The organism is Heyndrickxia acidiproducens DSM 23148 (assembly GCF_000374345.1).
In the GTDB taxonomy this organism is placed as follows: Bacteria; Bacillota; Bacilli; order Bacillales; family Bacillaceae_C; genus Weizmannia; species Weizmannia acidiproducens.
In genome coordinates this window covers 16,549-39,376 of record NZ_KB894003.1, presented here as the reverse complement: position 1 = coordinate 39,376, position 22,828 = coordinate 16,549, and the positions used below count along the sequence as shown (strand labels likewise).

At 45.3% G+C, this 22,828-nt stretch carries 20 protein-coding genes and 1 tRNA gene; 14 read left to right on the top strand and 7 right to left on the bottom strand.

Going from position 1 to position 22,828, the window contains the following annotated elements; genetic code table 11:
* Nucleotides 1-235: 235 nt before the first annotated feature.
* The 6 genes from C232_RS0111270 to C232_RS0111245 all read left to right on the top strand — a co-directional run bounded on the left by C232_RS0111270 (nt 236) and on the right by C232_RS0111245 (nt 4,878).
* The gene (locus C232_RS0111270; RefSeq protein WP_018664150.1) at nt 236-1,249 is read left to right on the top strand and encodes an LLM class flavin-dependent oxidoreductase; all 1,014 of its coding nucleotides are present in this window, start codon (nt 236-238) and stop codon (nt 1,247-1,249) included.
* Between the two features lie 121 nt (nt 1,250-1,370).
* Nucleotides 1,371-1,452: transfer RNA gene (locus C232_RS0111265), tRNA-Leu, on the top strand.
* A 119-nt stretch (nt 1,453-1,571) separates the two neighbouring features.
* Nucleotides 1,572-2,228, top strand: coding sequence for a DUF975 family protein (locus C232_RS0111260; protein WP_018664149.1), 657 nt, complete (start codon nt 1,572-1,574; stop codon nt 2,226-2,228).
* Nucleotides 2,229-2,483: 255 nt separating this feature from the next.
* The gene (locus C232_RS0111255) at nt 2,484-3,017 is read left to right on the top strand and encodes a DUF6241 domain-containing protein (RefSeq protein WP_018664148.1); all 534 of its coding nucleotides are present in this window, start codon (nt 2,484-2,486) and stop codon (nt 3,015-3,017) included.
* Nucleotides 3,018-3,121: 104 nt separating this feature from the next.
* Nucleotides 3,122-3,655, top strand: a complete 534-nt coding sequence (locus C232_RS0111250) for an NADPH-dependent FMN reductase (protein ID WP_026314586.1) — start codon at nt 3,122-3,124, stop codon at nt 3,653-3,655.
* A gap of 83 nt (nt 3,656-3,738) precedes the next feature.
* Nucleotides 3,739-4,878: a zinc-dependent alcohol dehydrogenase gene (locus tag C232_RS0111245; RefSeq protein WP_018664146.1), complete on the top strand. Its 1,140-nt coding sequence runs from the start codon at nt 3,739-3,741 to the stop codon at nt 4,876-4,878.
* Between the two features lie 49 nt (nt 4,879-4,927).
* Here the strand turns inward: C232_RS0111245 and pflA are convergent, their stop codons facing one another.
* Together pflA and pflB are read right to left on the bottom strand one after the other, a co-directional pair.
* Nucleotides 4,928-5,674, bottom strand: coding sequence for a pyruvate formate-lyase-activating protein (gene pflA, locus C232_RS0111240; protein WP_018664145.1), 747 nt, complete (start codon nt 5,672-5,674; stop codon nt 4,928-4,930).
* 97 nt (nt 5,675-5,771) lie between these two features.
* Nucleotides 5,772-8,036 (bottom strand): formate C-acetyltransferase, encoded by a 2,265-nt coding sequence (pflB, locus tag C232_RS0111235; RefSeq protein WP_018664143.1) that lies wholly within the window; start codon nt 8,034-8,036, stop codon nt 5,772-5,774.
* Nucleotides 8,037-8,548: 512 nt separating this feature from the next.
* On the opposite strand from pflB, the gene C232_RS0111225 reads away from it, so the two are divergent.
* A complete protein-coding gene (locus C232_RS0111225; protein ID WP_018664139.1) occupies nt 8,549-9,379 on the top strand; it encodes a formate/nitrite transporter family protein in 831 nt (276 codons plus the stop codon).
* Between the two features lie 68 nt (nt 9,380-9,447).
* Here the strand turns inward: C232_RS0111225 and C232_RS0111220 are convergent, their stop codons facing one another.
* The 3 genes from C232_RS0111220 to C232_RS0111210 form a co-directional block, all read right to left on the bottom strand.
* A complete protein-coding gene (locus tag C232_RS0111220; RefSeq protein WP_018664136.1) occupies nt 9,448-10,194 on the bottom strand; it encodes an amino acid ABC transporter ATP-binding protein in 747 nt (248 codons plus the stop codon).
* Between the two features lie 144 nt (nt 10,195-10,338).
* Nucleotides 10,339-11,037, bottom strand: a complete 699-nt coding sequence (locus C232_RS0111215; RefSeq protein ID WP_026314585.1) for an amino acid ABC transporter permease — start codon at nt 11,035-11,037, stop codon at nt 10,339-10,341.
* On the bottom strand, nt 11,024-11,827 hold the full coding sequence (locus tag C232_RS0111210) for an amino acid ABC transporter substrate-binding protein (protein WP_018664133.1): 804 nt from the start codon (nt 11,825-11,827) through the stop codon (nt 11,024-11,026). Before C232_RS0111210 ends, C232_RS0111215 begins: the two co-directional genes overlap by 14 nt.
* A gap of 231 nt (nt 11,828-12,058) precedes the next feature.
* Here C232_RS0111210 and C232_RS0111205 point away from each other — a divergent pair, with 231 nt between their 5' ends.
* Nucleotides 12,059-12,919, top strand: a complete 861-nt coding sequence (locus C232_RS0111205) for a proline iminopeptidase-family hydrolase (RefSeq protein ID WP_018664132.1) — start codon at nt 12,059-12,061, stop codon at nt 12,917-12,919.
* 14 nt (nt 12,920-12,933) lie between these two features.
* Here C232_RS0111205 and C232_RS0111200 read toward each other — a convergent pair whose 3' ends face one another.
* The gene (locus tag C232_RS0111200) at nt 12,934-13,380 is read right to left on the bottom strand and encodes a ferritin-like domain-containing protein (RefSeq protein WP_018664130.1); all 447 of its coding nucleotides are present in this window, start codon (nt 13,378-13,380) and stop codon (nt 12,934-12,936) included.
* Nucleotides 13,381-13,585: 205 nt separating this feature from the next.
* On the opposite strand from C232_RS0111200, the gene C232_RS0111195 reads away from it, so the two are divergent.
* Nucleotides 13,586-14,515: a manganese-dependent inorganic pyrophosphatase gene (locus tag C232_RS0111195; RefSeq protein ID WP_018664128.1), complete on the top strand. Its 930-nt coding sequence runs from the start codon at nt 13,586-13,588 to the stop codon at nt 14,513-14,515.
* A gap of 311 nt (nt 14,516-14,826) precedes the next feature.
* Here C232_RS0111195 and C232_RS0111190 read toward each other — a convergent pair whose 3' ends face one another.
* Complete coding sequence (locus tag C232_RS0111190; RefSeq protein ID WP_018664126.1) at nt 14,827-15,801, bottom strand: cation diffusion facilitator family transporter; 975 nt, start codon at nt 15,799-15,801, stop codon at nt 14,827-14,829.
* A gap of 379 nt (nt 15,802-16,180) precedes the next feature.
* Between C232_RS0111190 and queG the strand changes: the two genes are divergently transcribed.
* From queG to yhbH, 5 genes are all read left to right on the top strand, one after another.
* On the top strand, nt 16,181-17,317 hold the full coding sequence (queG, locus tag C232_RS0111185; protein WP_018664125.1) for a tRNA epoxyqueuosine(34) reductase QueG: 1,137 nt from the start codon (nt 16,181-16,183) through the stop codon (nt 17,315-17,317).
* 62 nt (nt 17,318-17,379) lie between these two features.
* On the top strand, nt 17,380-18,261 hold the full coding sequence (locus tag C232_RS0111180) for an amidase domain-containing protein (protein WP_018664123.1): 882 nt from the start codon (nt 17,380-17,382) through the stop codon (nt 18,259-18,261).
* A gap of 37 nt (nt 18,262-18,298) precedes the next feature.
* Nucleotides 18,299-18,772 (top strand): tRNA (uridine(34)/cytosine(34)/5-carboxymethylaminomethyluridine(34)-2'-O)-methyltransferase TrmL, encoded by a 474-nt coding sequence (gene trmL / locus C232_RS0111175; RefSeq protein ID WP_018664118.1) that lies wholly within the window; start codon nt 18,299-18,301, stop codon nt 18,770-18,772.
* 430 nt (nt 18,773-19,202) lie between these two features.
* Nucleotides 19,203-21,098: a PrkA family serine protein kinase gene (locus C232_RS0111165; protein WP_018664115.1), complete on the top strand. Its 1,896-nt coding sequence runs from the start codon at nt 19,203-19,205 to the stop codon at nt 21,096-21,098.
* A gap of 242 nt (nt 21,099-21,340) precedes the next feature.
* Nucleotides 21,341-22,507: a sporulation protein YhbH gene (gene yhbH / locus C232_RS0111160; RefSeq protein WP_018664114.1), complete on the top strand. Its 1,167-nt coding sequence runs from the start codon at nt 21,341-21,343 to the stop codon at nt 22,505-22,507.
* Nucleotides 22,508-22,828 lie beyond the last annotated feature (321 nt).

The window sequence follows — 22,828 nt, the reverse complement described above, 5'->3', positions numbered from 1 at the left end:
GAAAAAAACCCGTGCCCACGGTCGATCATAAAGGGAATGAAAGCCCGTGACAGAAAAAAATCCGTGCCCGCGGTCGTTCATAAGGACGGACTTTTCATATTCCCTTATAAGAAGCACGGTAAACGAACGGGTTTAATCGGAAATGCGTTAAGCGGATAGGCAAATCATTTTGTTTTGGAAACCGGCTATTTTACAATGGATGTATCTTCACGGGAAGATGGAAAGGAAGCGGACGATGGAAAAGAAATTAAATGATATTGCGTTTTCTGTTTTGGATTTGGTTCCGGTTTTATCCGGAAAAACACCGACAGATTCGTTCAAAAATAGCCTGAGCCTCGCACAGCATGTTGAAAAATGGGGCTACAAACGGTATTGGCTCGCGGAGCACCATAATATGACAGGGGTTGCCAGCTCTGCAACAGCTGTTTTAGCAGGATATATTGCGGCAGGCACCAAAACCATCCGCGTCGGATCAGGCGGTGTCATGCTGCCAAATCATGCGCCGCTTGTTGTGGCTGAACAGTTTGGAACGCTTGGTTCTATCTATCCGGGCAGAATTGATCTTGGACTTGGCCGTGCGCCTGGTACGGACCAACTGACAGCTGCGGCGCTCAGGCGGAATTTAAAAGGCGGGGAAATGGACTTTCCGGATAATGTCCAGGAACTGATGAACTATTTTCTCTCTGATAAAGAACGGCGGACATATGCGCGCGCCGTAGTAGCAGAAGGGGTGGATGTTCCGGTATGGCTTCTCGGGTCAAGTACATACAGCGCTTCACTTGCCGCCCGGCTTGGCCTGCCGTTTGCGTTTGCGAGCCATTTTGCGCCGGCACAATTGTTTGATGCGCTATACTTTTACCGGGAAAACTTTAAACCTTCCAGATATTTGCAAGAACCATATGTGATCGCATGCGTAAACGGCGTAGCGGCCGATACAGATGCAGAAGCGGAAAGAATCGCAACAAGCCTGTACCAGTTTTTCCTCGGCGTTATCCGGGGCAAATCGCAGCCGCTGCAGCCGCCGGTGGATAGCATGAACGGGATTTGGACACCGTTTGAAGAAGAAGCGGCACTGCGCCAGCTTGAATATGCTTTTATCGGGTCAAAGCAGACGATAAAAGATAAAATGGAAGAATTCCTCGACGACACGAAAATCGATGAGTTGATGTTTGTATCACATATTTATCACCATGAAGAGCGGCTGCGGTCATATGAGATACTGAGTGAACTGAAGAAAGGCCGTGCATGAAGAGGGAAGCTTTTTGGCTTCCCTTTTCTACATAAAAGTTATTGACATTTTTAACGATCCGGATATAATGATAAGAGTGACATTAACTAGCAACTTTGTTTGCAAGTTCATATGGAGTCATGCCGGTGTGGCGGAATTGGCAGACGCGCACGACTCAAAATCGTGTTCCTTCGGGAGTGTCGGTTCGACCCCGACCACCGGTATAACGGAAGACAATGAAATGCTTTGTCCTGATGGGCAGGGCGTTTTTTTTATTGAAATATAGAATTTATGACAAATTCCTGAGCAAATCAAATATAATGGTACAGAAGGAGGCGTTTTTATGAAAATTCAACAGCTAAAAAAAGATGCAAGGGCATCACTGAAAGGAAGATGGGGGCTTGCAGTTCTGGTCGGATTTTTAGTTGTATTAATATCCGGAGGGATTCCTTCGTTATTACAAATGATTGCATCCGGGGGTCCGTCTGCTTATCCCGAAACCTCAGATTCGGGAGGAGACATTATTTTTTGGCTTGTAACTGCTGCGCTACTGCCTGTTTCCGTTGCCGGTTACTGGATATTCTTAGCGATTGCACGCAATGAAAAGGCGGCGGTTGGCGATCTATTCCAACTGTTCTCCAGCGGGAAACGTTATTTTAAAACAATCGGTTTAGGCGTTTTAATTGCTATTTATTCTTTTCTGTGGTCTTTGCTGCTCATCATTCCGGGAATTATAAAATCACTTGCCTACTCCCAAACCTATTTTATTTACCATGATCATCCCGAGCTCACCTTAAATCAAATGATCACAAAGAGCCGAAAAATGATGGACGGTTACAAGTGGAAATTTTTTTTGATGCAATTGAGCTTTATCGGCTGGGGAATTCTTTGTTTGATTAGTATTGGAATTGGATTTTTGTGGCTGGTTCCCTACATCAACACAACGATGGCTAAATTTTATGAGCATTTGAGGAATAATGAAGAAGTACAGGAAATATAATTTATGATGTAAGGAGTTCTGCCGTTTGTTACAGGCAGGACTTTTTCATTTTCCCGGCAAAACGGCCATATCTTAAAATTTATATATGTTTATGCCCGGCTCTAGGTTCCGGAAAAAGGGAGGCCGTTCCGCTTTGCGATGCTTGTGCTTTTTCGCAGGCAGGCAAACCGCTGTATGAAAAGGATTATCTAAAAAGCAGGATTTTAGGGCAGCAGCAGCGAAATCGGTAACGGAAAGATTAAAGGGGGAGATATCGTGTTTAAGCGGTTTACAATCGGCATGGGGATTGCGGTTGCAGTTTTCATTGCAGGTTTTTCATATTTTTATTTGAACAAAGGAGAAGCAATCCCTACAGAGGCTGCTCCGGTGAAAAAAGTGCCGGAGAAAGAAGAGACAAAAGCTGAAGCGGCAATTGAGGCAAGTTTCAAGCAAAAAGCGGCGGAGAAAGAATTGCCGGCCTATGAGAAGATGAGTGAAGATGATTTGGTGCAGGAAGTACATAAAATGACCCATCAAAAAGTTGCGGCCGGAGAAAAATGGGGTGCATCGGAAATTACGCAGGATAAGGTCAATGCCTTATATGAAGCCATTCAAAAGAAGAATTTCGCGGATATGGGACTGCAAACGGATCTCCTGAAGATCTTAAAGCCATGGAAAAAAGGGGACTTTCGCAATGCCGTGGAAGCACATAATGAAGTTTGGGATTATCAGAACGGCAATATCGGCAAAGCAACAAGGCTGCTCACACCTGTTGAGGAAGAAAAATATATCGAGAAAAATTTTAAATGATAGCTGCAGGGAATCTTCTTGCAGAATGCGTACAGGCGGTTTGTGTTATGATGAATAAAAGCCGGCTTTTAAGGCGGAAGAATTTAATACCGGGAAGTGAAACCATGAAATGTTTAGGTGTTTCAGGCTCGTTGACAGGTGAAAAAACATCGATTGGCGTATATGAGGTGCTGATGGCGGCCAAGGCAGAAAATCCTGCCCTTGAGGTCGAATTATTGGATTTAAAAGATTATGAGGTGGAATTCGTAAAAGGATTTCCACTTTCTTATTATAATGATGACACGATTACGGCGGTCAATTTGCTTTTGGATGCTGATATTTTAGTATTTGGATCTCCTGTATACCAGGCCTCCATTACCGGGGCTTTAAAAAATCTGCTGGACCATTTGCAACGCGATGCCCTGCAGTCCAAAGCAGCGGGGATTGTTATGAACGGGGGATCGGATAAGCATTTTTTAGTAGCGGAGTATCAATTGAAGCCGGTGCTTACTTTTCTAAAGGCGACTTGCGCGGTCAGGAATGTGTTTATTCATGATGATGATTTTAATGAAGAAAATGAAATCATTCATCCGGATATTCATGAGCGCATCCGGCGTTTAGCCCGTGAACTGCTGCAGTTAAAGAACGGCATGGCGTAAGGGACCATATGATAAAAAACCTCTTTATATACATAAGAATGAAAGAACATGGGTATAGGTCTGTATATAAGGAGGTTATAGCAGTGAAGGCAGTTACATTTCAAGGCGCGAAAGACATACAGGTAAAAGAAGTTGATGACCCGTCATTAAAAAAGCGGGATGATATTTTGATCAGGGTTACCTCAACGGCCATTTGCGGATCTGATTTGCATATTTATAACGGAGCTTTGCCAGCGCGCCCGGGATTTGTGATCGGGCATGAGCCGATGGGAATCGTTGAAGAGGCCGGCCCGGAAGTTACAAAGGTGAAAAAAGGCGACCGGGTTGTGCTGCCGTTTACGGTTTCGTGCGGGCATTGCTATTACTGCCAGCACGAGATGGAATCCCAGTGTGACAACTCGAATCCGAATGAAGAGGTCAACACAGGCGGTTTATTTGGTTATACAGAGCGGTACGGAAATATTCCGGGCGGGCAGGCTGAGTACCTGCGTGTGCCGTTTGGCAATCAAATGCCGTTTGTGATTCCTGAATCTTGCGAGTTGGAGGATGAGGCGCTGCTGTTCTTATCGGATGTGCTTCCAACGGCATATTGGAGTGTTGTAAATGCAGGTGTGAAACAGGGAGACACGGTCGTCGTGCTCGGCTGCGGGCCGATCGGCTTGATGACCCAGAAATTTGCATGGCTGAACGGGGCCAGCAGGGTTATTGCAGTTGATCATGTGCCATACCGTTTAAAGCATGCAAAAAAAATGAATAGAGTCGAAGTTTATAATTTTAAAGAATACGATGAGATGGGAAAGTATTTACGTGAGATTACCAATGGCGGGGCCGATGTGGTGATCGATTGCGTCGGCATGGACGGGAAAAAATCGGCGATTGAAGCAATCGAGCAAAAACTCAAGCTGCAGGGCGGCACAATCAGCGCGATTCAGATTGCGATGGAAGCGGTCAGGAAGTTTGGCACCATTCAGCTGACAGGGGTATACGGTTCGATTTACAATGCATTCCCGCTTGGCAGGCTGTTCGAACGCAATATCACCCTGAAAATGGGACAGGCGCCGGCAAAACACCTGATGCCGAAACTCTTTGAAGACATCACAGAGAAAAAGTTTGACCCAACTGAAATCATTACCCATAAAATTTCGCTGGATAAAGCAAGCGAAGCCTATCAATTGTTCAATGATCATGAAGATGGCTGCATTAAAGTCATATTAAAACCATAAAAAATTCCGGCTCCGCATGTTTTCTAAAAAGCGGGGCCGGAATTTTAAGCTATTTTACCGGATCGCAATTCCTTTTTAAAATCTGTTCCGCATGGGCGATCTGGTCTTCTGTCGGCGGTTCGACCCCTTTTAACGGGTAGTCAATGCCGAGTGCTTCATATTTGTACACGCCTAACTTGTGATAGGGAAGGATTTCGATTTTTTCAACGTTTGGCAGCGAATGGATAAAATCAGCTGTTTTGGTCAAATCCTCTTCGCTGTCGACACCGGGTACAAGGACATGGCGGATCCAGACCGGGATGTGTTTTTCGGCCAGGTAATGCGCAAAGTCAAGAATATGCTCATTGGACATGCCTGTCAGCCATTTATGCTTTTGGGGATCGATATGTTTGATATCCAGCAAAACGAGATTCGTATACTTCATCAGTTCATCCAGACCTTGCATAAAGCGCGGGCTGCGTGAGAAACAGCCGCCTGAAGTGTCAATTGCTGTATGGACGCCGATCACTTTGCAGGCTTTAAACAGTTCAATCAGGAAATCGATATGCAGTAATGGTTCACCGCCGCTGACCGTAATGCCGCCGCCGGAAGCTTCTATGAATGGCAAATAGTCCTTTACGTCTTTGATAATCTCATCCACGCTCATTTCATGGCCTTCGTTCACTTTCCAGGTGTCCGGATTATGGCAGAATTTGCAGCGCAGCGGGCATCCCTGTGTGAAGACTACATAGCGGATCCCCGGGCCGTCGACGGTCCCAAAAGATTCAGTTGAGTGAATGCGCGTTGAAAGTTTCATAAGAATCAAATCCTTCTTTTGAATTTACCGGATATCACAAGTTAGAAATAACTAAAAAGGGAAGGCGGCATGTGCGGCCATGCCGCCTTGTCATGTGTTACATAGATTCATGGAATGTCCGGCTGATCACTTCTTCTTGTTGTTCTCTCGTCAGTTTAATAAAGTTTACAGCGTATCCGGATACACGGATCGTTAATTGCGGATATTTTTCCGGATGATCCATTGCATCAAGCAATGTTTCACGGTTTAATACATTAACATTCAGGTGGTGCGCTTTCTTCGCCATATAGCCGTCAAGCATCCCGTCCAGGTTCGAAACTTGTGTTTCATCTTCTTTGCCGAGCGCTTTTGGCACGATGGAGAAGGTGTTGGAAATGCCGTCTAAGGAATATTTATACGGCAGTTTCGCAACAGAACTCAAGGATGCGACTGCACCGTGTGTATCACGGCCATGGAGCGGGTTGGCGCCTGGTGCGAATGGTTCGCCGGCTTTCCGTCCGTCCGGTGTGCTTCCTGTTTTCTTGCCGTATACCACATTTGAAGTAATCGTCAAAATCGAGGAAGTATGGACCGAATTCCGGTATGTCGGGTACTTTTTCAGTTTTTCCATGAATGTTTTGACAAGATTGACTGCAATATCGTCAACACGGTCATCATTGTTGCCGTATTTCGGGAAATCGCCTTCGACTTCGTAATCGACTGCAAGGCCGTTTTCGTCACGAATGACTTTAACTTTTGCGTATTTGATGGCGCTGATCGAGTCGACCACTACCGACAGGCCGGCAACGCCGCATGCCATTGTACGCAGGACATCACGGTCATGCAGTGCCATTTCGAGTCTTTCATAGCTGTATTTGTCATGCATATAGTGGATGATGTTCAGCGCATTGATGTAAACGCCGGCCAGCCAATCCAGCATGACATCATATTTTTCCATTACTTCATCGTAATCAAGATATTCAGAAGTAATCGGTTGATATGGCGGGGCGACCTGGATTTTCAATCTTTCATCGACGCCGCCGTTAATCGCATACAATAAGGCTTTTGCAAGATTTGCACGGGCGCCGAAGAATTGCATTTGTTTGCCGATGCGCATTGCCGATACACAGCAGGCAATACCGTAATCATCGCCATATTCTTCACGCATTAAATCATCATTTTCATATTGGATTGCGCTTGTTTCAATCGACGTTTTTGCACAATATTGTTTAAATTTATCCGGCAGTTTCGTCGACCACAGCACGGTCAGGTTCGGTTCAGGCGCAGGGCCCAAGTTGTCGAGTGTGTGCAGGAAGCGGAACGAGTTCTTAGTGACCAGTGTGCGGCCGTCCAAAGCCATGCCGCCGATCGATTCGGTTACCCATGTCGGGTCGCCGCTGAATAATTCATTGTATTCTTCCGTTCTGGCAAATTTGACCAGGCGGAGTTTCATGACGAAGTGGTCAACGAGTTCTTGTGCTTCCCTTTCAGTCAATACGCCATTCTTCAAATCTCTTTCAATATAAATATCAAGGAAAGAAGAGGTGCGTCCGAGACTCATTGCAGCACCGTTTTGTTCTTTAATTGCAGCAAGGTAAGCGAAATACAGCCATTGGAAAGCTTCTGCCGCATTTGATGCCGGTTCGGAAATATCGAACCCGTAGCTTGCTGCCATTTGTTTTAATTCCTGCAGGGCGCGGATTTGTTCGGAATGTTCTTCGCGTTCCCGGATCACATCGTCCGTCATGATTCCGCAGCCAATTAAATTGAAATCTTTTTTCTTTTGCTCAATTAAATAATCTACCCCGTATAATGCAACACGCCGGTAGTCGCCAATGATGCGGCCGCGCCCGTAAGCATCCGGAAGTCCTGTTACAATTGCAGCATGCCGGGCCAGTTTGATTTCCGGCGTATAGGCATCGAATACACCCTGGTTATGCGTTTTGCGCCAGTCCGTGAAAATATGTTTAATTTCCGGATCAATTTCATAGCCATAAGATTTTAAAGCACTTTCTGCCATACGGATGCCGCCAAATGGCATAAGTGAACGTTTGAACGGTTTGTCGGTTTGGACCCCGACAATTTTTTCAATGTCTTTATTTAAATAACCCGGTCCATGGGAAGTAATCGTTGAGACAATTTTCGTATCCATATCAAGGACGCCGCCTTTATCGCGTTCCTGTTTGGACAATTCCATTACTTGGTCCCATAATTTCAGTGTGTTTTCTGTCGGGCCGGTAAGGAAACTGTCATCGCCTTCGTAAGGGGTTACATTTTTTAATATAAAATTCCTTACATCAATTTCTTTTTGCCAGTTCCCTTCTTTAAAACCTCTCCATTGTTCTTTTACGCCTGTTTTTTTTGTAACCAATTGTTCTGTCATCAGTAATGGCCTCCTTTAAGCCTTTATAAACACTTAGTCACAATGCCTGTAAACATTCGGATATATGATTTGTTCAATTATGAACAATCTTTATTACGCTTTCATCATACCACGAAAGCGCTTAAATGAATAGGGTTCCTCATTAAATTTTCGGCTGAAAAACCAAGTTGTCAAAGAATGTTCAAATCCGGCAGGGGCCATATTGTAAGCGCTGTACATAATAATATTTGAAAGTGTTTTCAATATATAATAGAAGAAAAATAAAATCCGCCAGCCGATAGGCGCTAAAGCTGGACACAACGAAAAGCGGAAGCGCCTCGAACATTGGGTGCAGATCGAACCAAATTCCGGCCTGAAGCGCATGATTTCAACTGAAACCGCTTCATAAACGTTCAAAATTTATACATACCCAAATGGAGTGAAAGAAGATATGATAGAGAAGCGGTCGATTATGTGACTGAATTCACAATCAGCGTTCAGCAATCAACAATCAACAATGGAGATGGTAATTTATGTACGAAGCCGTTGAATCTGTCATCCAATTGGCAATCAATAAGAAAAAAGTGTTAGAGGCTTCTTTACTCAGATATGTAACAAAGGCAGCTCTTGCAAGTATGTTTATTGGATTCGCGATTATTATATGTTATCGGCTTGCAGAGCCATTCTTTGATGCAAAGTCACCTGTCACTTCATTTATGAGCTCCATCTTTTTTGGTGCCGCCCTTGTCATGATTATGTTTGGCGGCGGGGAACTTTTTACGGGAAATACGATGATGTTTTCCATGAGTACATTGAAAAAAGCCACCACCTGGAAAGATACCGGCAAAAACTGGGTAGCCACTTACTCCGGTAATATCATTGGAGCTGTTATGTTCGGTTTGTTTATTCATTATTCCGGTTTATATGCTGATACAGAAAACAGCCAATTTCTTATGAACGTTGTCGGCGGCAAAATCAGCCTGACGACAACGCAAATGTTTTTCCGTTCTGTCCTTTGTAACTGGCTTGTATGTCTGGCATTTTGGGTGCCGATCAATGTAAAAGGCGATGGCGCTAAAATTGCTTCGATGATGCTGCTTGTGTTCGGATTCGTTATTTCCGGTTATGAACACAGCATCGCCAATATGGTCTTGTTCGTGTTGGCCTTGGCAGCACCGCATCCGGACGCAATTACAATCGCCGGCATGCTTCATAATCTCGGTGTTGTAACACTCGGCAATATCATTGGCGGCGGTGTATTCGTTGGTGCCATGTATGCCTTCCTGACAACGAAGAAACAAGATAAAAAAGATGTTGTTGCTTTAGAAACGGAACCGATTATCAAATTTTCAGCTGGAAAATAAGCAAACAGGGCCGGCCCCCGCTTTTCGTAACAAATGTTGCAAAAAGCGGGGCCCGGCTTTTTTTATGATCAGGCCCTGTTTATTAATTGTAAAAACTGTTTTGTTCTTTCCTCTTTTGGCTGTTCAAAGATTGCCTCCGGGCTATTGTGTTCAACAATGACCCCATTGTCCATGAAGATAACCTCATCGGCCGCTTCTTTGGCAAATCTCATCTCATGTGTTACGACGATCATCGTCATTCCTTCTTTTGCGAGTTCTTTCATGACATTCAGCACACCGCCGACAAGTTCCGGATCCAGCGCAGATGTCGGTTCATCAAACAGCATCACTTCCGGTTCCATCGCAAGTGCCCGGGCAATGCCGACGCGCTGCTGCTGCCCGCCGGATAGCTGAAACGGATAAGTATCCTTTTTATCGAGAAGCCCGACTTTCCGCAGCAGGGTTTCCGCTTTTTCAATGGCAGTTGTTCTGTTTTGCTTTTTCACAATGACCGGGCCTTCGATGACGTTTTCCAGTACGGTTTTATGCGGAAAAAGATTGTGCTGTTGAAAAACCATGCCTGATTTTCTGCGCAATGCCGCAATCTCTTTTTTGGAGACAGGGCGGGAATAATCAATAGACAGCTCCCCGATTTGGATCGTTCCGCTGTTTGGGATTTCTAAAGCATTCAAGCAGCGGAGGAGCGTTGTTTTTCCGGAACCGGACGGGCCGATGACCACAATTACCTTTCCTCTATCAACTTGCAGATCAATGCCCTTTAAAACTTCAAGCCGGTCAAACTGCTTATGAATATTTTGTATAGTGATTAATGACATGGTTGCCTCCCTCTATAAATACTGATTTATCAACAGTTTAAGCCGTTGGTGGAGTGTCAAAAAAATATTTTTCGACACGCTCCATTTAATAAACCGAATGCCCAATAGGCAGGATAAAAATTTGTCCAGTACAAATGAATGGGATTATTCGCTCACGTATTTTTCAAAATGGGCTTCAAGCTTCTGCTGGATGATTGATAGAATGAAACAAATGATCCAGTACAGCAGGGCCGCTTCCGAATATAAAAGTAAAAATTCATAGGTGGTTGACGCAATTTCTTGTGCTTTTCTAAATAATTCAGTCACTAAAATAAGTGAGGCCAGCGATGTATCTTTCACAAGGCTGATAAACGTATTGGACAAAGGCGGTACGGAAACGCGTACAGCTTGTGGCAGTACAATTCTCCTTAGCGCCTGTGTATAATTCATACCGATGGAGTAGCCTGCTTCCCATTGCCCTTTTGGAATCGACAAAATGGCAGCCCGGATGATTTCCGACGCGTATGCACCGACGTTCAGCGAAAAGCCGATGATGGCAGCCGGGAAAGGATTTATCGTAATGTGGACAGACTGCAACCCGTAAAAAATAATGAATAATTGCACAAGCAGGGGAGTACCGCGGATGATCGAAACATAAAAGCGTGCAAGCCACTGCAGCGGTTTGATGCTGGATAGTCTGGCCAGTGCTGTCAATAAAGCGAGCACCATGCCAATGCAAAAGGCAATTAATGTCAAGGGCAAAGTATAATACAAAGCCCCCTTTACCATCGGTAGAAGGGAACTTTGCGCAATATCCAAGTATCGATTATCGAAATGGATCAAAGCAAAATTATTTAGATACATCTTCACCAAACCATTTCTTAGAGATTTTTGTTAATGTGCCGTCATTTTTCATGTCTTTCAGCGCCTGATTGACTTTATCCGGAAGCTTGCCTGAATTTTTCCGGAACAAGAAAGCACTTTTTCCGGCGTCGTCTGCTTTTGCAACGACTTTAATCGGTGCATTTGGTTTGTTCTTTTTATAATCCAAATAGCTCAATGTATCGTTGACAGTAGCGTCTACCCGGTTGGATGTCAGCAGCTGGATTGCCTGGGAAAAGCCTTCGACGCTGACAATTTGGGCGCCATTTTGTTTTGCCAGGTTCGCATAGTTGCTTGTTAAAGATTGGGCCGATTTTTTTCCTTTCAAATCAGCGAATGATTTAATATCCGTATTGTTGTTGCGGACGATGACAGCCGCCTTAGAGAAGGTATAGGGTGTTGAAAAGTCATATTTTTTCTCGCGGTCAGGCCGGATGCCGACTTGGTTGGCGATCATATCAAAACGTTTTGAGTTGAGGCCGGCAAACATCGAATCCCATTGTGTTTCTTTGTATTGGACTTTTAATCCCAAACGTTTGGCGACTTCATTCATGACATCAATGTCATATCCGGTTAGTTTTCCGTTGTCGCCGTGATAGGTGAACGGCGGATATGTCCCCTCTGTTCCGACGATGATGACGCCTTTGCTTTTGACTTGATCGTATAAATCATTTGATTTGGATGCATGATTTTCGTTTGACTGGCCGTTTCCACATGCTGATAAAGCAAAAAGCAACACGGCAACAGCCACCCATTTTAAGTAGTGTTTCATGTTGTGATTCCCCCAAAAATGATATAGGCCGGGTCCTTTCAACCTCTTCTTTCTTATTACCCAGCGTTTAGTATTCTAACCAAATAATGAATAATTATCAAAGAGTCTGCCTGGGCGCGTTTAAATGAACCGGTTGACCAGGGCCTTTTTCCTGCCGGGCATATCAGATGATGATATAGTATAGGAAGATGGAAATGTTTTGAAATCAATCAGACTTTAGGAGGGCATTTTATGGAAGAAGAAGGCTATATAAACGTCACGGGCGGGAAAGTATATTATAAAAAAGTTGGAAACGGAAAAGGAACACCGGTTATTTTGCTGCACGGCGGGCCGGGTGGCACCCATATTCCGATGCTGGCATTGGAAGCGCTCGGGGACGAACGGCCGGTTATATTTTACGATCAGCTAGGTTCCGGCAGATCGGACCGCCCGTGTGATCCGTCTTTATGGAAGCTGGAGAGATTTGTCAGGGAACTTGGGGAGATCCGGGAAGCACTAGATTTATCGGAAGTCCATATTCTTGGCCATTCCTGGGGGACGATGCTTGCCGCGAGCTATTTACTGAAACAACCGGCTGGCGTGAAAAGCGTCATTTTTTCGGGCCCGTGCTTAAGCGCGCCACTTTGGAAAAAAGATCAGGATGAGCATCGAAAGCAGCTGCCGCAGGATGTACAGGATACCTTGTCCCGCTGCGAACGCGAAGGCAGCACAGATTCTGAAGCTTACCAGAAAGCCATGAAGATTTTCTACAAACAGTTTGTGAACCGGCTGGATACGAAACCGCAAGCATTGCAATCAGATGATGCGAAACCAAATCATGAAGTTTACGAAACAATGTGGGGGCCGTCGGAGTTTTACCCGACAGGCAATTTAAAAACGTTCGACGTAACGGCCCGTCTGCATGAAATTAAGCTGCCCGCCCTGTTTACATGCGGAAGGTTTGATGAAGCAGCACCGGAAACGGTTAAGGGTTACAGCCGATTATTGCCGGGTTCAAAGTTCCATGTATTTGAGCACAGTTCCCACCAGCCTTACCTGGAAGAAAAAGGGGAGTATATCCGTGTCGTACGGGGATTTTTGAGGGAAAACTGACCCACACATATGGGTCAGCCGGTTTTTGTCAGCAGATAGAGAAACCAGACGGCGTGATGCTGCTCGTCTCTTGATGCAAGGTCAAAAGCGTTTTTTATAGTCGGGTCCTGCACGGATTCTGCAATATCCCGGTAAAAGTCGACCGTATTTTGTTCGTCTTTTACCCCAAATTCCAGGCCGCCGCGGTATGTCTGCGGACACGGCTCCGTGATTTTCGGCTGCGGATGCGTGCCGGTCATGGATGTGTACAGACGTGAAAAGGTATGGAAATGGCGGAGCTCGTCATCGCGGATTTCCATAATGATATTGCGGAATTCTGCGGTCGGCGCTTTCCGGGCAATCTGCTCGTAACAGGTAACCGCACTGTATTCGCCGTTAATGGCTTTCGTGAGATTTGCGATAAATCCTGTATCCGGCTGGGCGTTTCTGAAATCTGTTGGATTGTAATGATAATTGTACACGGGCGTTCCTCCTTGTTTTTTGAGCCATCATATATGTATGCGGGACAAATGCGGAAGGTGACGGAATAGCTTTTTGCCCTTGTTTAACCGTACAGCTTAAAAAATCTTCAGAAATGCTTTATAATAGGAAGGAGATTGCCGCGTTTCAAGATTCGCGTAAAAATCTGTATCAGTTCTAATATTTTTTTAGCAAAGGAGAAATAGCATGGAAAAAGTACTTGTTTTTGGGCATAAAAATCCGGATACGGATGCAATTTGCTCGGCGATTGCCTACGCAGAATTAAAATCAAAACTAGGGGTCGATGCAGAAGCTGTCCGTTTAGGCGAAGTGAGCAATGAAACGAAATTTGCGCTGGATGCCTTCCACGCAGAAGCGCCGCGTTTGGTGCAGATGGTTGGAAATGAAGTGAAAAATGTCATTTTGGTGGACCATAACGAACGCCAGCAAAGCGCGGATGATATTGATGCAGTCCGCGTTCTTGAGGTGGTGGACCATCACCGCATTGCCAATTTTGAAACAAATGATCCGCTGTATTATCGTGCGGAACCGGTCGGCTGCACCGCCACGATTTTAAACAAGTTGTATAAAGAAAACGGCGTGGAAATCCGTAAAGAAACAGCCGGCTTAATGCTTTCGGCGATTATTTCGGACTCTTTGCTGTTTAAATCACCGACATGCACGGAAGAAGATGTGAAGGCGGCAAAAGAACTGGCTGAAATTGCCGGCGTGGATGCAAATACATATGGCCTGGACATGTTAAAAGCCGGCGCGGATTTGAGCGGCAAAACAATTGAACAGCTGATTTCAATGGACGCCAAAGAATTCGACATGGCCGGCCACAAAGTTGTGATTGCACAAGTCAATGCAGTGGACACGAACGATGTGCTCGTAAAACAAGACGAGTTGGAACAAGCCATCCAAGCCGAAATTGAAAAAAGAGGCCTGGATCTGTTCTTGTTTGTCGTAACAGATATTTTAACAAACGACTCTGTCGTGCTATCACTCGGGAAATCGGCCCGTAATGTTGAACAAGCTTACAATGTTAAGCTCGAAAACCATACAGCCACTTTAAAAGGCGTTGTGTCCCGCAAGAAACAAATTGTGCCTGTCCTGACAGAAGCCTTTAACGGTTAGTCGCAAGCCCTGTTTTCATCCTCGAAAATGGTTTTAAACAGCTGCAATAGATGTTCTTCGTATGATAAGGTCACCGGATATTTCTGGTTGACCTATTTTTTTGGGTACTTTTATTTAGTGTAGTGGTGGCAAAACGTAAATGTCCTTTGAATAGTGAAGGACATTTTTTGCGCAAGCTCCTGGAAAAATCCTTCAGCATCAGATGAAAACCAACGATATTCAAATCTCTCCAATCAGTTTTTGAAAAGCTGGACGGTGAATCATCAAGTGAACCTTCCATTTTCTACTGATTTAAGTTTGTGGCGGTATTCTTATCGTACCGGGTCAGGCTGATTTGTCTGCCAGTGTTGGATGTCATCGTATCTGTCAAACTCAATGAGCACGTCTGTCACATGGTTTTGGGCCATAATCAGCGTATACAGCCGGTCTTTAATATCATCTGCCTGCGAAAATGCAATGGCCGGTGAGATTTCAACTTCCGCTTTAACATGCAGGTGTTCGCCTTCTTTTAAAACCGTTAGCCGCTGAATGTCTTTAATGTCCGGGTCAGCCAAAATTAAATTGGCAATATGCATCCGCATTTCTTCGTCTGTTTCACCAATGGCTCCGCGTGCATTTTCCAAAAAGATTTTACCGACAACATAAAACATCATCACCCCAATGATAATCGAGGCAATGCCTTCCGCCTGCCTGAGCCCGGTAAAATGGGAAATGATGATTGATAAAATCGCCAGTATACCGCCTAAAGTCGCAACGGTGTCTTCCATGAAAACGAGTTTTGTTGCCGGGCGCGCCTTATTCAAATGAACAAAGCTTTTTGAAAAAAACTGTAATCCTTTTGCCTCCACCTGTGCTTCTGCAAGAATTTCTTCTGCAGCTTTATGCCATACCGACAGTTCCAGCAGGACAGCGACAGCCAGCACGATGATGTTTAAGACCATGCCGGAACTTTCAACCGGATGCATGACTTGGTGGAATCCTTCGACAATGGTTTCATACGATAAAATGGCGACAATGATGACCGCACCAAGGCAAACAAGATTGACGACCCTCCCGAATCCGTTTGGAAATTTCGGGGTCGGCGCTTTTTTTGAAAGGGCCGAGCCAATAAAAACAAACAGCTGGTTTGCCGCATCACCGAGGGAATGCATCATTTCGGCAAACATCGCGACATTTCCCGTAAAGAAAAATGAAACGCCTTTTAACAGTCCGATAAAAGCATTGACAATTGCGGCAAGCAGTGAGGGCTTGTTGCCGCCTTTTAGAAGTCTGAACATTTCCTTCATTTTGGTCCCCCCTAAATCAGCTTATGCATGCGTTATAATCCGGTAAGTTAAATGGGTTTCATGTTTTATAAAAAAACAGAAATTATCGTTGTTTTTTTAGTATAAGCTTGTTTCTATTTCATATCCCGTTTTGCCTGTTTTGAAACTTTTATATGCAGCATCTTGACAGAGGCGGGTACTGGAAATCCGAACCGCTTTACACAGAAAGGTAAATTTAATATAATGTCCGGGTAACCGTTTAAGAGACTCATGATGCGAAACGGCGGGTACTGTTGCCTGCTTTCATATATGATTGGCGCAGCACAGCGTGTCGTTCCTGAACCGGACGGGTGTTGCGCTTTTTATTTGTCATTTGAAAAAACTTGAAGGGGGTGAGCAGATGGATACAGCCAATTTAAAAGAAGAATTGATCGCGTTTAGCAGGTTAATCGGCATCGATAAAATCGGATTTACGACACCGGACCCGTTTACCGAGATGAAGCAGCGCCTGATTCGCCAGCAGGAGCTGGGGTACCAATCCGGTTTTGAGGAAAAAGATATTGACAAGCGGGTGACACCTGCGCTTATTTTTGACAAGCCGCAGTCCATCATCGCGATTGCGCTGGCTTATCCTTCGAAACTGAAAAATCCACCGAAGGGCAAAAAAGGCGAGCGGCGCGGCATCTTCTGCAGGGCTTCCTGGGGGGAAGACTACCATACAATTCTAAGAGAGAAGCTGGCACAGTTGGAAGCTTTTCTGCGGAAAAAGGTGGAAGGCGCCCGCTGCAAATCGATGGTGGATACCGGCGAGCTTGTTGACCGTGCTGTTGCAGAACGGGCGGGGATTGGCTGGAGCGGGAAAAATTGTGCGATCATCACCCCGGAGTATGGTTCCTATGTATACCTTGGCGAGATGATTACCAATATTCCGTTTGAGCCGGACACCCCGATGGAAGACCAGTGCGGCAGCTGCCGCAAATGCCTCGATGTCTGCCCGACCGGTGCGCTTGTTGCGGGCGGCCAGATCAATGCAAAGCGCTGCATTAGCTTTTTGACTCAGACAAAAGGTTATTTGGAAGACGAATTTAAAGTGAAAATTGGAAACCGCGTATACGGCTGTGACTCCTGCCAGACGATCTGCCCGAAAAATAAGGGCATGGATTTCCATTTTCACGACGAAATGGAGCCGGAACCTGAGGTGGCAAAACCGAAGCTGGAACCAATTCTCAGTTTAAGCAACCGTGAATTCAAGGAAATTTTCGGCCATGTCTCAGGATCCTGGCGCGGCAAAAAGCCGATTCAGCGGAATGCGATCATTGCGCTTGCCCATTTTAAAGAAGAAAGCGCTGTGCCTGTGCTGATCCGGATTTTGCATGAAGATCCGCGGCCGGTTATCCGCGGGACGGTCGGCTGGGCATTGGGAAAAATCGGCGGCGGGGATGCCAAAAATGCTTTGCTTGCGGCACAGGACAGGGAAAAGGATCCGGAAGCCTTGAAGGAGATCAAAAAAGGGCTCGATTTTTTTGAGATGACATGATTTTGATATGGTTTCCCTCTTTTCTACATATAGTGGTGGTAAGAAGAGGGGAGGAACCGCCTTTGAAAGAACAAATTCAGGCGCATTTGGAAAAGCGGCTTACTCATTTTGTCGGGCGCGGGTCCAGCCGGGCTTTTACGGATATCGACCAGAAGATAAAAGCATTTGCAAAGCGCGATGCCGAAATCGTAAAAGCAAAAGCGGATGCGAAAGTACTGACAAAAGAAGAAAAGGGCGACCATTGCCTGATCGGGTACCAGGTGCATATGCAGTATCTGGTAAAGCAAAAGCATTTTCTTTATATGGAAGAAGAAGTGGAGAAACGGCAAGCTTCTTTTTATAAAGGCGAGCTATGCGGGGATGAAGCGGTCACTGCAGCGTACCCGCTATTCCGCGGGCAATTGGAAGAACATCCGGCACCTGCTGAAGCAGAGGGCTCCGGCCTGCGCATTGCCTATACTTATGACCGGTTAAAAGCTGTCCAGTATGCGGAAAGATGGTGGAACAGTTTTAACCCGGCATACAAGTCGTTTACGGATGATTGTACCAATTATATTTCCCAGTGCCTTCATGCCGGCGGGGCGCCGATGCGGGGGTATCCGGACCGGAGCAAAGGCTGGTGGATGCGAAACAATAATTGGAGCTACAGCTGGACGGTTGCCCATTCCTTAAAGACATACTTGCAATATTCAAAGACAGGGCTGCGTGCAAAGGAAGTCTCCACGCCGCAGGAACTTAAGTATGGCGACATCATTTGTGTTGACTTCCAGGGGGACGGCCGTTTTGACCATACGTTGATTGTAACCGGCTACGATTATAATGGCATGCCGCTTGTCAATGCCCATACGACAAACAGCCGCAAACGTTACTGGACATATGAGGACTCATCCGCCTATACGCCGGACATCCGGTATATGTTTTTCACAATCGTGGATGATAGCTGAGGAAAACGTGCTATAATAATGCAGAGGTGACAATATTTTGAGCTTACATGTAGTATTATACCAGCCGGAAATTCCCGCTAATACGGGGAATATTGCGCGTACATGCGCGGGAACAGGAACGACCCTGCATTTGATCCGCCCGCTCGGCTTTTCAACGGATGATAAAATGCTGAAAAGGGCCGGCCTTGATTATTGGAAATTCGTTCATATCGTCTATTATGATTCTTTGGAAGAGTTTTTTGATCAGAATCAGGGCGGCGAATTTTACTATATCGAAACTTTTGGCGAGAAGCCTTTTACAGATTATGATTTCAGCAATACAGAAAAGGAATTATATTTTATGTTCGGCCGTGAAACGACAGGGCTTCCGAAAGACCTGATTGAAAAAAATAAAGACCGTTGCCTGCGTATCCCGATGACAGACAAAGTACGCTCTTTGAACCTGTCCAATACAGCTGCAATCCTGGTGTACGAAGCACTGCGGCAGCAGCATTACCCCGGCATGGAATGAACGCCCCTTGCTTAAAAAGGATAAAAAAGCCCCGCTCCCGCAAGATATAGGCATCAAGCGGGGCCGGTTTTTTTTATTCGCGAAAATTCTCCGCTTTATCTTCATAACCTGCCGTAAAGATGGCTGATAAAAATGAAGCCGCTACCATCACGATCAACAATGTTTTCACTGCTTCAAAGCCTCCTTCCCCTTATAAAACAATATATCCGTTCGTGCTGATGAAAATTACCGGTGGATTTCATTATAACCGAATTTGACTGAAATGTGTAACGGTTTAAAATAACAGGCCGGCCGTATGCAAGAATTGTGCCGCTTCCGGAAAGCAGCAGGTTATTCCGGCATGACTTTGCCTCTTTTAATCATGTTCATTAGCTTGGGTGCATAGATTATATAAACGTCTCTTCAACAAGATGACAAGGGGAGGTACTAAATGGATATTCTGAGAAGGCTGGAAAACTATCGTGAAGAAGAGGAAAAGCTGAAGTGGGAAGGAACGTTTGGGGACTATCTTGCATTGTTAAAGGAAAAGCCATGGGTTGCTCAATCCGCTCATTCCCGTGTTTACAATATGATCAAGGATGCCGGCGTAGAGGAAATTGACGGGGTAAAAAAATACCGTTTTTTCAGTCATCAATTATTCGGGTTGGAAGAGGCGCTTGAAAAATTAGTGGAGGAATATTTTCACCCGGCCGCAAAAAGGCTGGACGTCAGAAAACGGATTTTGTTGTTGATGGGGCCTGTCAGCGGCGGGAAGTCGACGCTGGTTACGATGCTAAAAAGGGGAATAGAGGCCTATTCGCGGACAGAACAGGGAGCTGTTTACGCGATCAAAGGCTGCCCGATGCATGAAGATCCGCTGCATCTTATTCCGCAGCACTTGCGGGGCGAATTCTTCGAGGAATATGGAATCCGCGTTGAAGGAAATTTATCGCCTTTAAATATGCTCAGGCTTGAAGAGGAATACGGGGGACGGATTGAAGATGTCCTTGTTGAAAGGATATTTTTCTCGGAAGACAAACGGATTGGGGTCGGTACCTTCAGCCCGTCTGATCCGAAGTCACAGGACATTGCCGATCTAACGGGGAGCATTGACTTTTCCACGATTGCCGAGTTCGGTTCGGAGTCCGATCCGCGCGCTTACCGTTTTGACGGCGAATTGAATAAAGCCAACCGCGGTTTGATGGAATTCCAGGAAATGCTTAAATGTGATGAAAAATTCCTCTGGCATCTGCTGTCGCTTACACAGGAAGGCAATTTCAAAGCGGGCCGGTTCGCGCTCATTTCGGCAGATGAACTGATCGTCGCCCATACGAATGAAACGGAATACCGCTCATTTATCGCCAATAAGAAAAACGAAGCGCTGCATTCGCGGATCATCGTGATGCCTGTTCCCTATAACTTGAGGGTATCAGAAGAAGAAAAAATTTATGAGAAAATGATTCATGAAAGCGATGTGGCCGATGTCCATATTGCACCGCATACGCTCAAAGTCGCGGCCATGTTTACGATTTTAACGAGATTAAAAGAGCCAAAACGCGGGGATATTGATCTTTTGAAAAAAATGCGCCTGTATGACGGGATGGCGGTCGAAGGCTATAATTCCCAGGACGTGAAGGAATTGAAAAATGAGTACCAGGATGAAGGCATGTTCGGCATTGATCCGCGCTATGTCATCAACCGCATTTCCTCCACGATCATTCGCAAAGAAGTCAAATCCATCAATGCTTTGGATGTACTGCTGTCCTTAAAAGAAGGCCTTGACCAGCATCCGTCCATCACCCAGGAAACACGAGAAAAGTATATCAACTTTATTTCGTTGGCCCGGAAAGAATACGATGAACTGGCGAAAAAGGAAGTACAGAAAGCCTTTGTCTACTCCTATGAGGAATCTGCGAAAACATTGATGGACAATTATCTTGATAATGTGGAAGCGTTCTGCAACAAAGTCAAACTGCGCGACCCGCTGACCGGCGACGAAATTAATCCGGATGAAAAATTAATGCGTTCCATCGAAGAACAGATCGGCATCTCCGAGAATGCGAAAAAAGCGTTCCGCGAAGAAATTTTAATCCGCATCTCCGCGTATGCGCGTAAAGGAAAACGGTTTGACTACAATTCCCATGACCGCCTGCGCGAAGCCATCCAGAAAAAACTGTTCTCGGATTTAAAAGACGTCGTCAAGATTACAACTTCGACGAAAACGCCGGATGAACAGCAATTAAAGAAAATCAATGAAGTGGTTGCGCGTTTGATTGACGATTATGGTTATAATTCGACATCCGCAAATGAGCTGCTGCGTTATGTAGGAAGCTTGTTAAACCGTTAATATTACGATAATCCGGGTTAGGCATTTGGGCCTGGCCCTTTCTTTTTAACCAGGCTGGGATTCGGCCATTTTGCAAGAAAGGTGTCAAACATTTAGAATCCCTGCATAGTATAAAGTAATTCATTCTATTTAAATTGGGGTCTTATACTTTTCAGCCAAAATAGTATATGAAATGGGAAGGCAATCGGTGACACAAGGATCAGATAAAAACTGGAAATTTTTATAAACGAGGGAGGATGAGTATGGAAAAGCAGGATCAGAAGCATTTTGTCATTTCACAGGAAGACTGGTCGCTTCACCGCAAAGGCCATGACGATCAGGTCCGCCACCAGGAAAAGGTCCAGGAAGCGATCCGCAATAATCTGCCGGATTTGATCACGGAAGAAAGCATTATTATGTCAGACGGCCGTGATGTCGTGAAAATCCCGATCCGATCTTTGGATGAATATAAAATCCGCTATAATTATGATAAAAATAAGCATGTTGGCCAGGGAACCGGCGATACCCAAATCGGCGATGTCGTGGCGCGCGATGGTTCTCCCGAGCAAGGGCCGGGCAAAGGGCAGGGGGCAGGCGACCAGCCCGGGGAAGATTATTACGAAGCAGAAGTATCGATGATGGAAATTGAAGAAGCCCTCTTCAGCCAGCTCGAGCTGCCGAATCTGCAGCGGAAAGAAAGGGACCAAAATACGGTGGAGGATATTGAATTTAATGATATCCGCAAAACCGGGTTAATGGGAAATATCGATAAAAAACGGACGATGATGTCCGCCTTTAAACGCAATGCGATGAATGGAAAACCGAGTTTTCATCCAATCGTGCCGGAAGACCTGAAGTTCAGGACATGGAATGAAGTCGAAAAACCGGAATCCAAAGCGGTTGTGCTGGCGATGATGGATACAAGCGGAAGTATGGGCATCTGGGAAAAGTACATGGCGCGCAGCTTTTTCTTCTGGATGACACGGTTTTTACGGACGAAATATGAAACGGTAGATATTGAGTTCATCGCCCACCATACTGAGGCAAAGGTGGTATCGGAAGAGGATTTCTTTTCAAAAGGCGAAAGCGGCGGCACCATTTGTTCATCCGCATACCGGAAAGCCTTGAGCCTGATTGATGAAAAATATGATCCGTACCGCTTTAATATCTATCCGTTCCACTTTTCGGACGGCGACAACCTGACATCTGACAATGCAAGATGCGTCAAGCTTGTGGAAGAAATCATGAAAGTTTCGAATATGTTCTATTATGGCGAGGTCAACCAGTACAATCGGCACTCCACGCTGATGTCAGCTTATAAAAATATTAAAGATGAGAAATTCAAATACTACGTGCTAAAGCAGAAACCGGATGTGTTTAATGCAATGAAAACATTTTTTTCCAAAGAAGAAAGTAAGGCTTTGGCATAAAAAAATCAACAGGTGAGGAGCCTGTTGATTTTTTTTGAGCACGCTGTTCGCGGCATCCGCTCCATAACAACGAAGGATATAAAAATAATAAATGAAAAGATAAAGGAATACAATAAGATTTGCCCAAACTCAATGCAAAGGTACCCTATTCGTTTAGAAGATTTAAAGAAGGCAAAGAAAATTTGGTGATATATAACCGCTTCATCCCAGGCATTGATCACTCCAGAAAAGATAAAGTGAAACTTCCATCAGTGGGGGTTTTCCTTCATCCCCCACTGATGGTTAGTTGAACCAATCGGACCTTTACGGGCAGTTTGATCT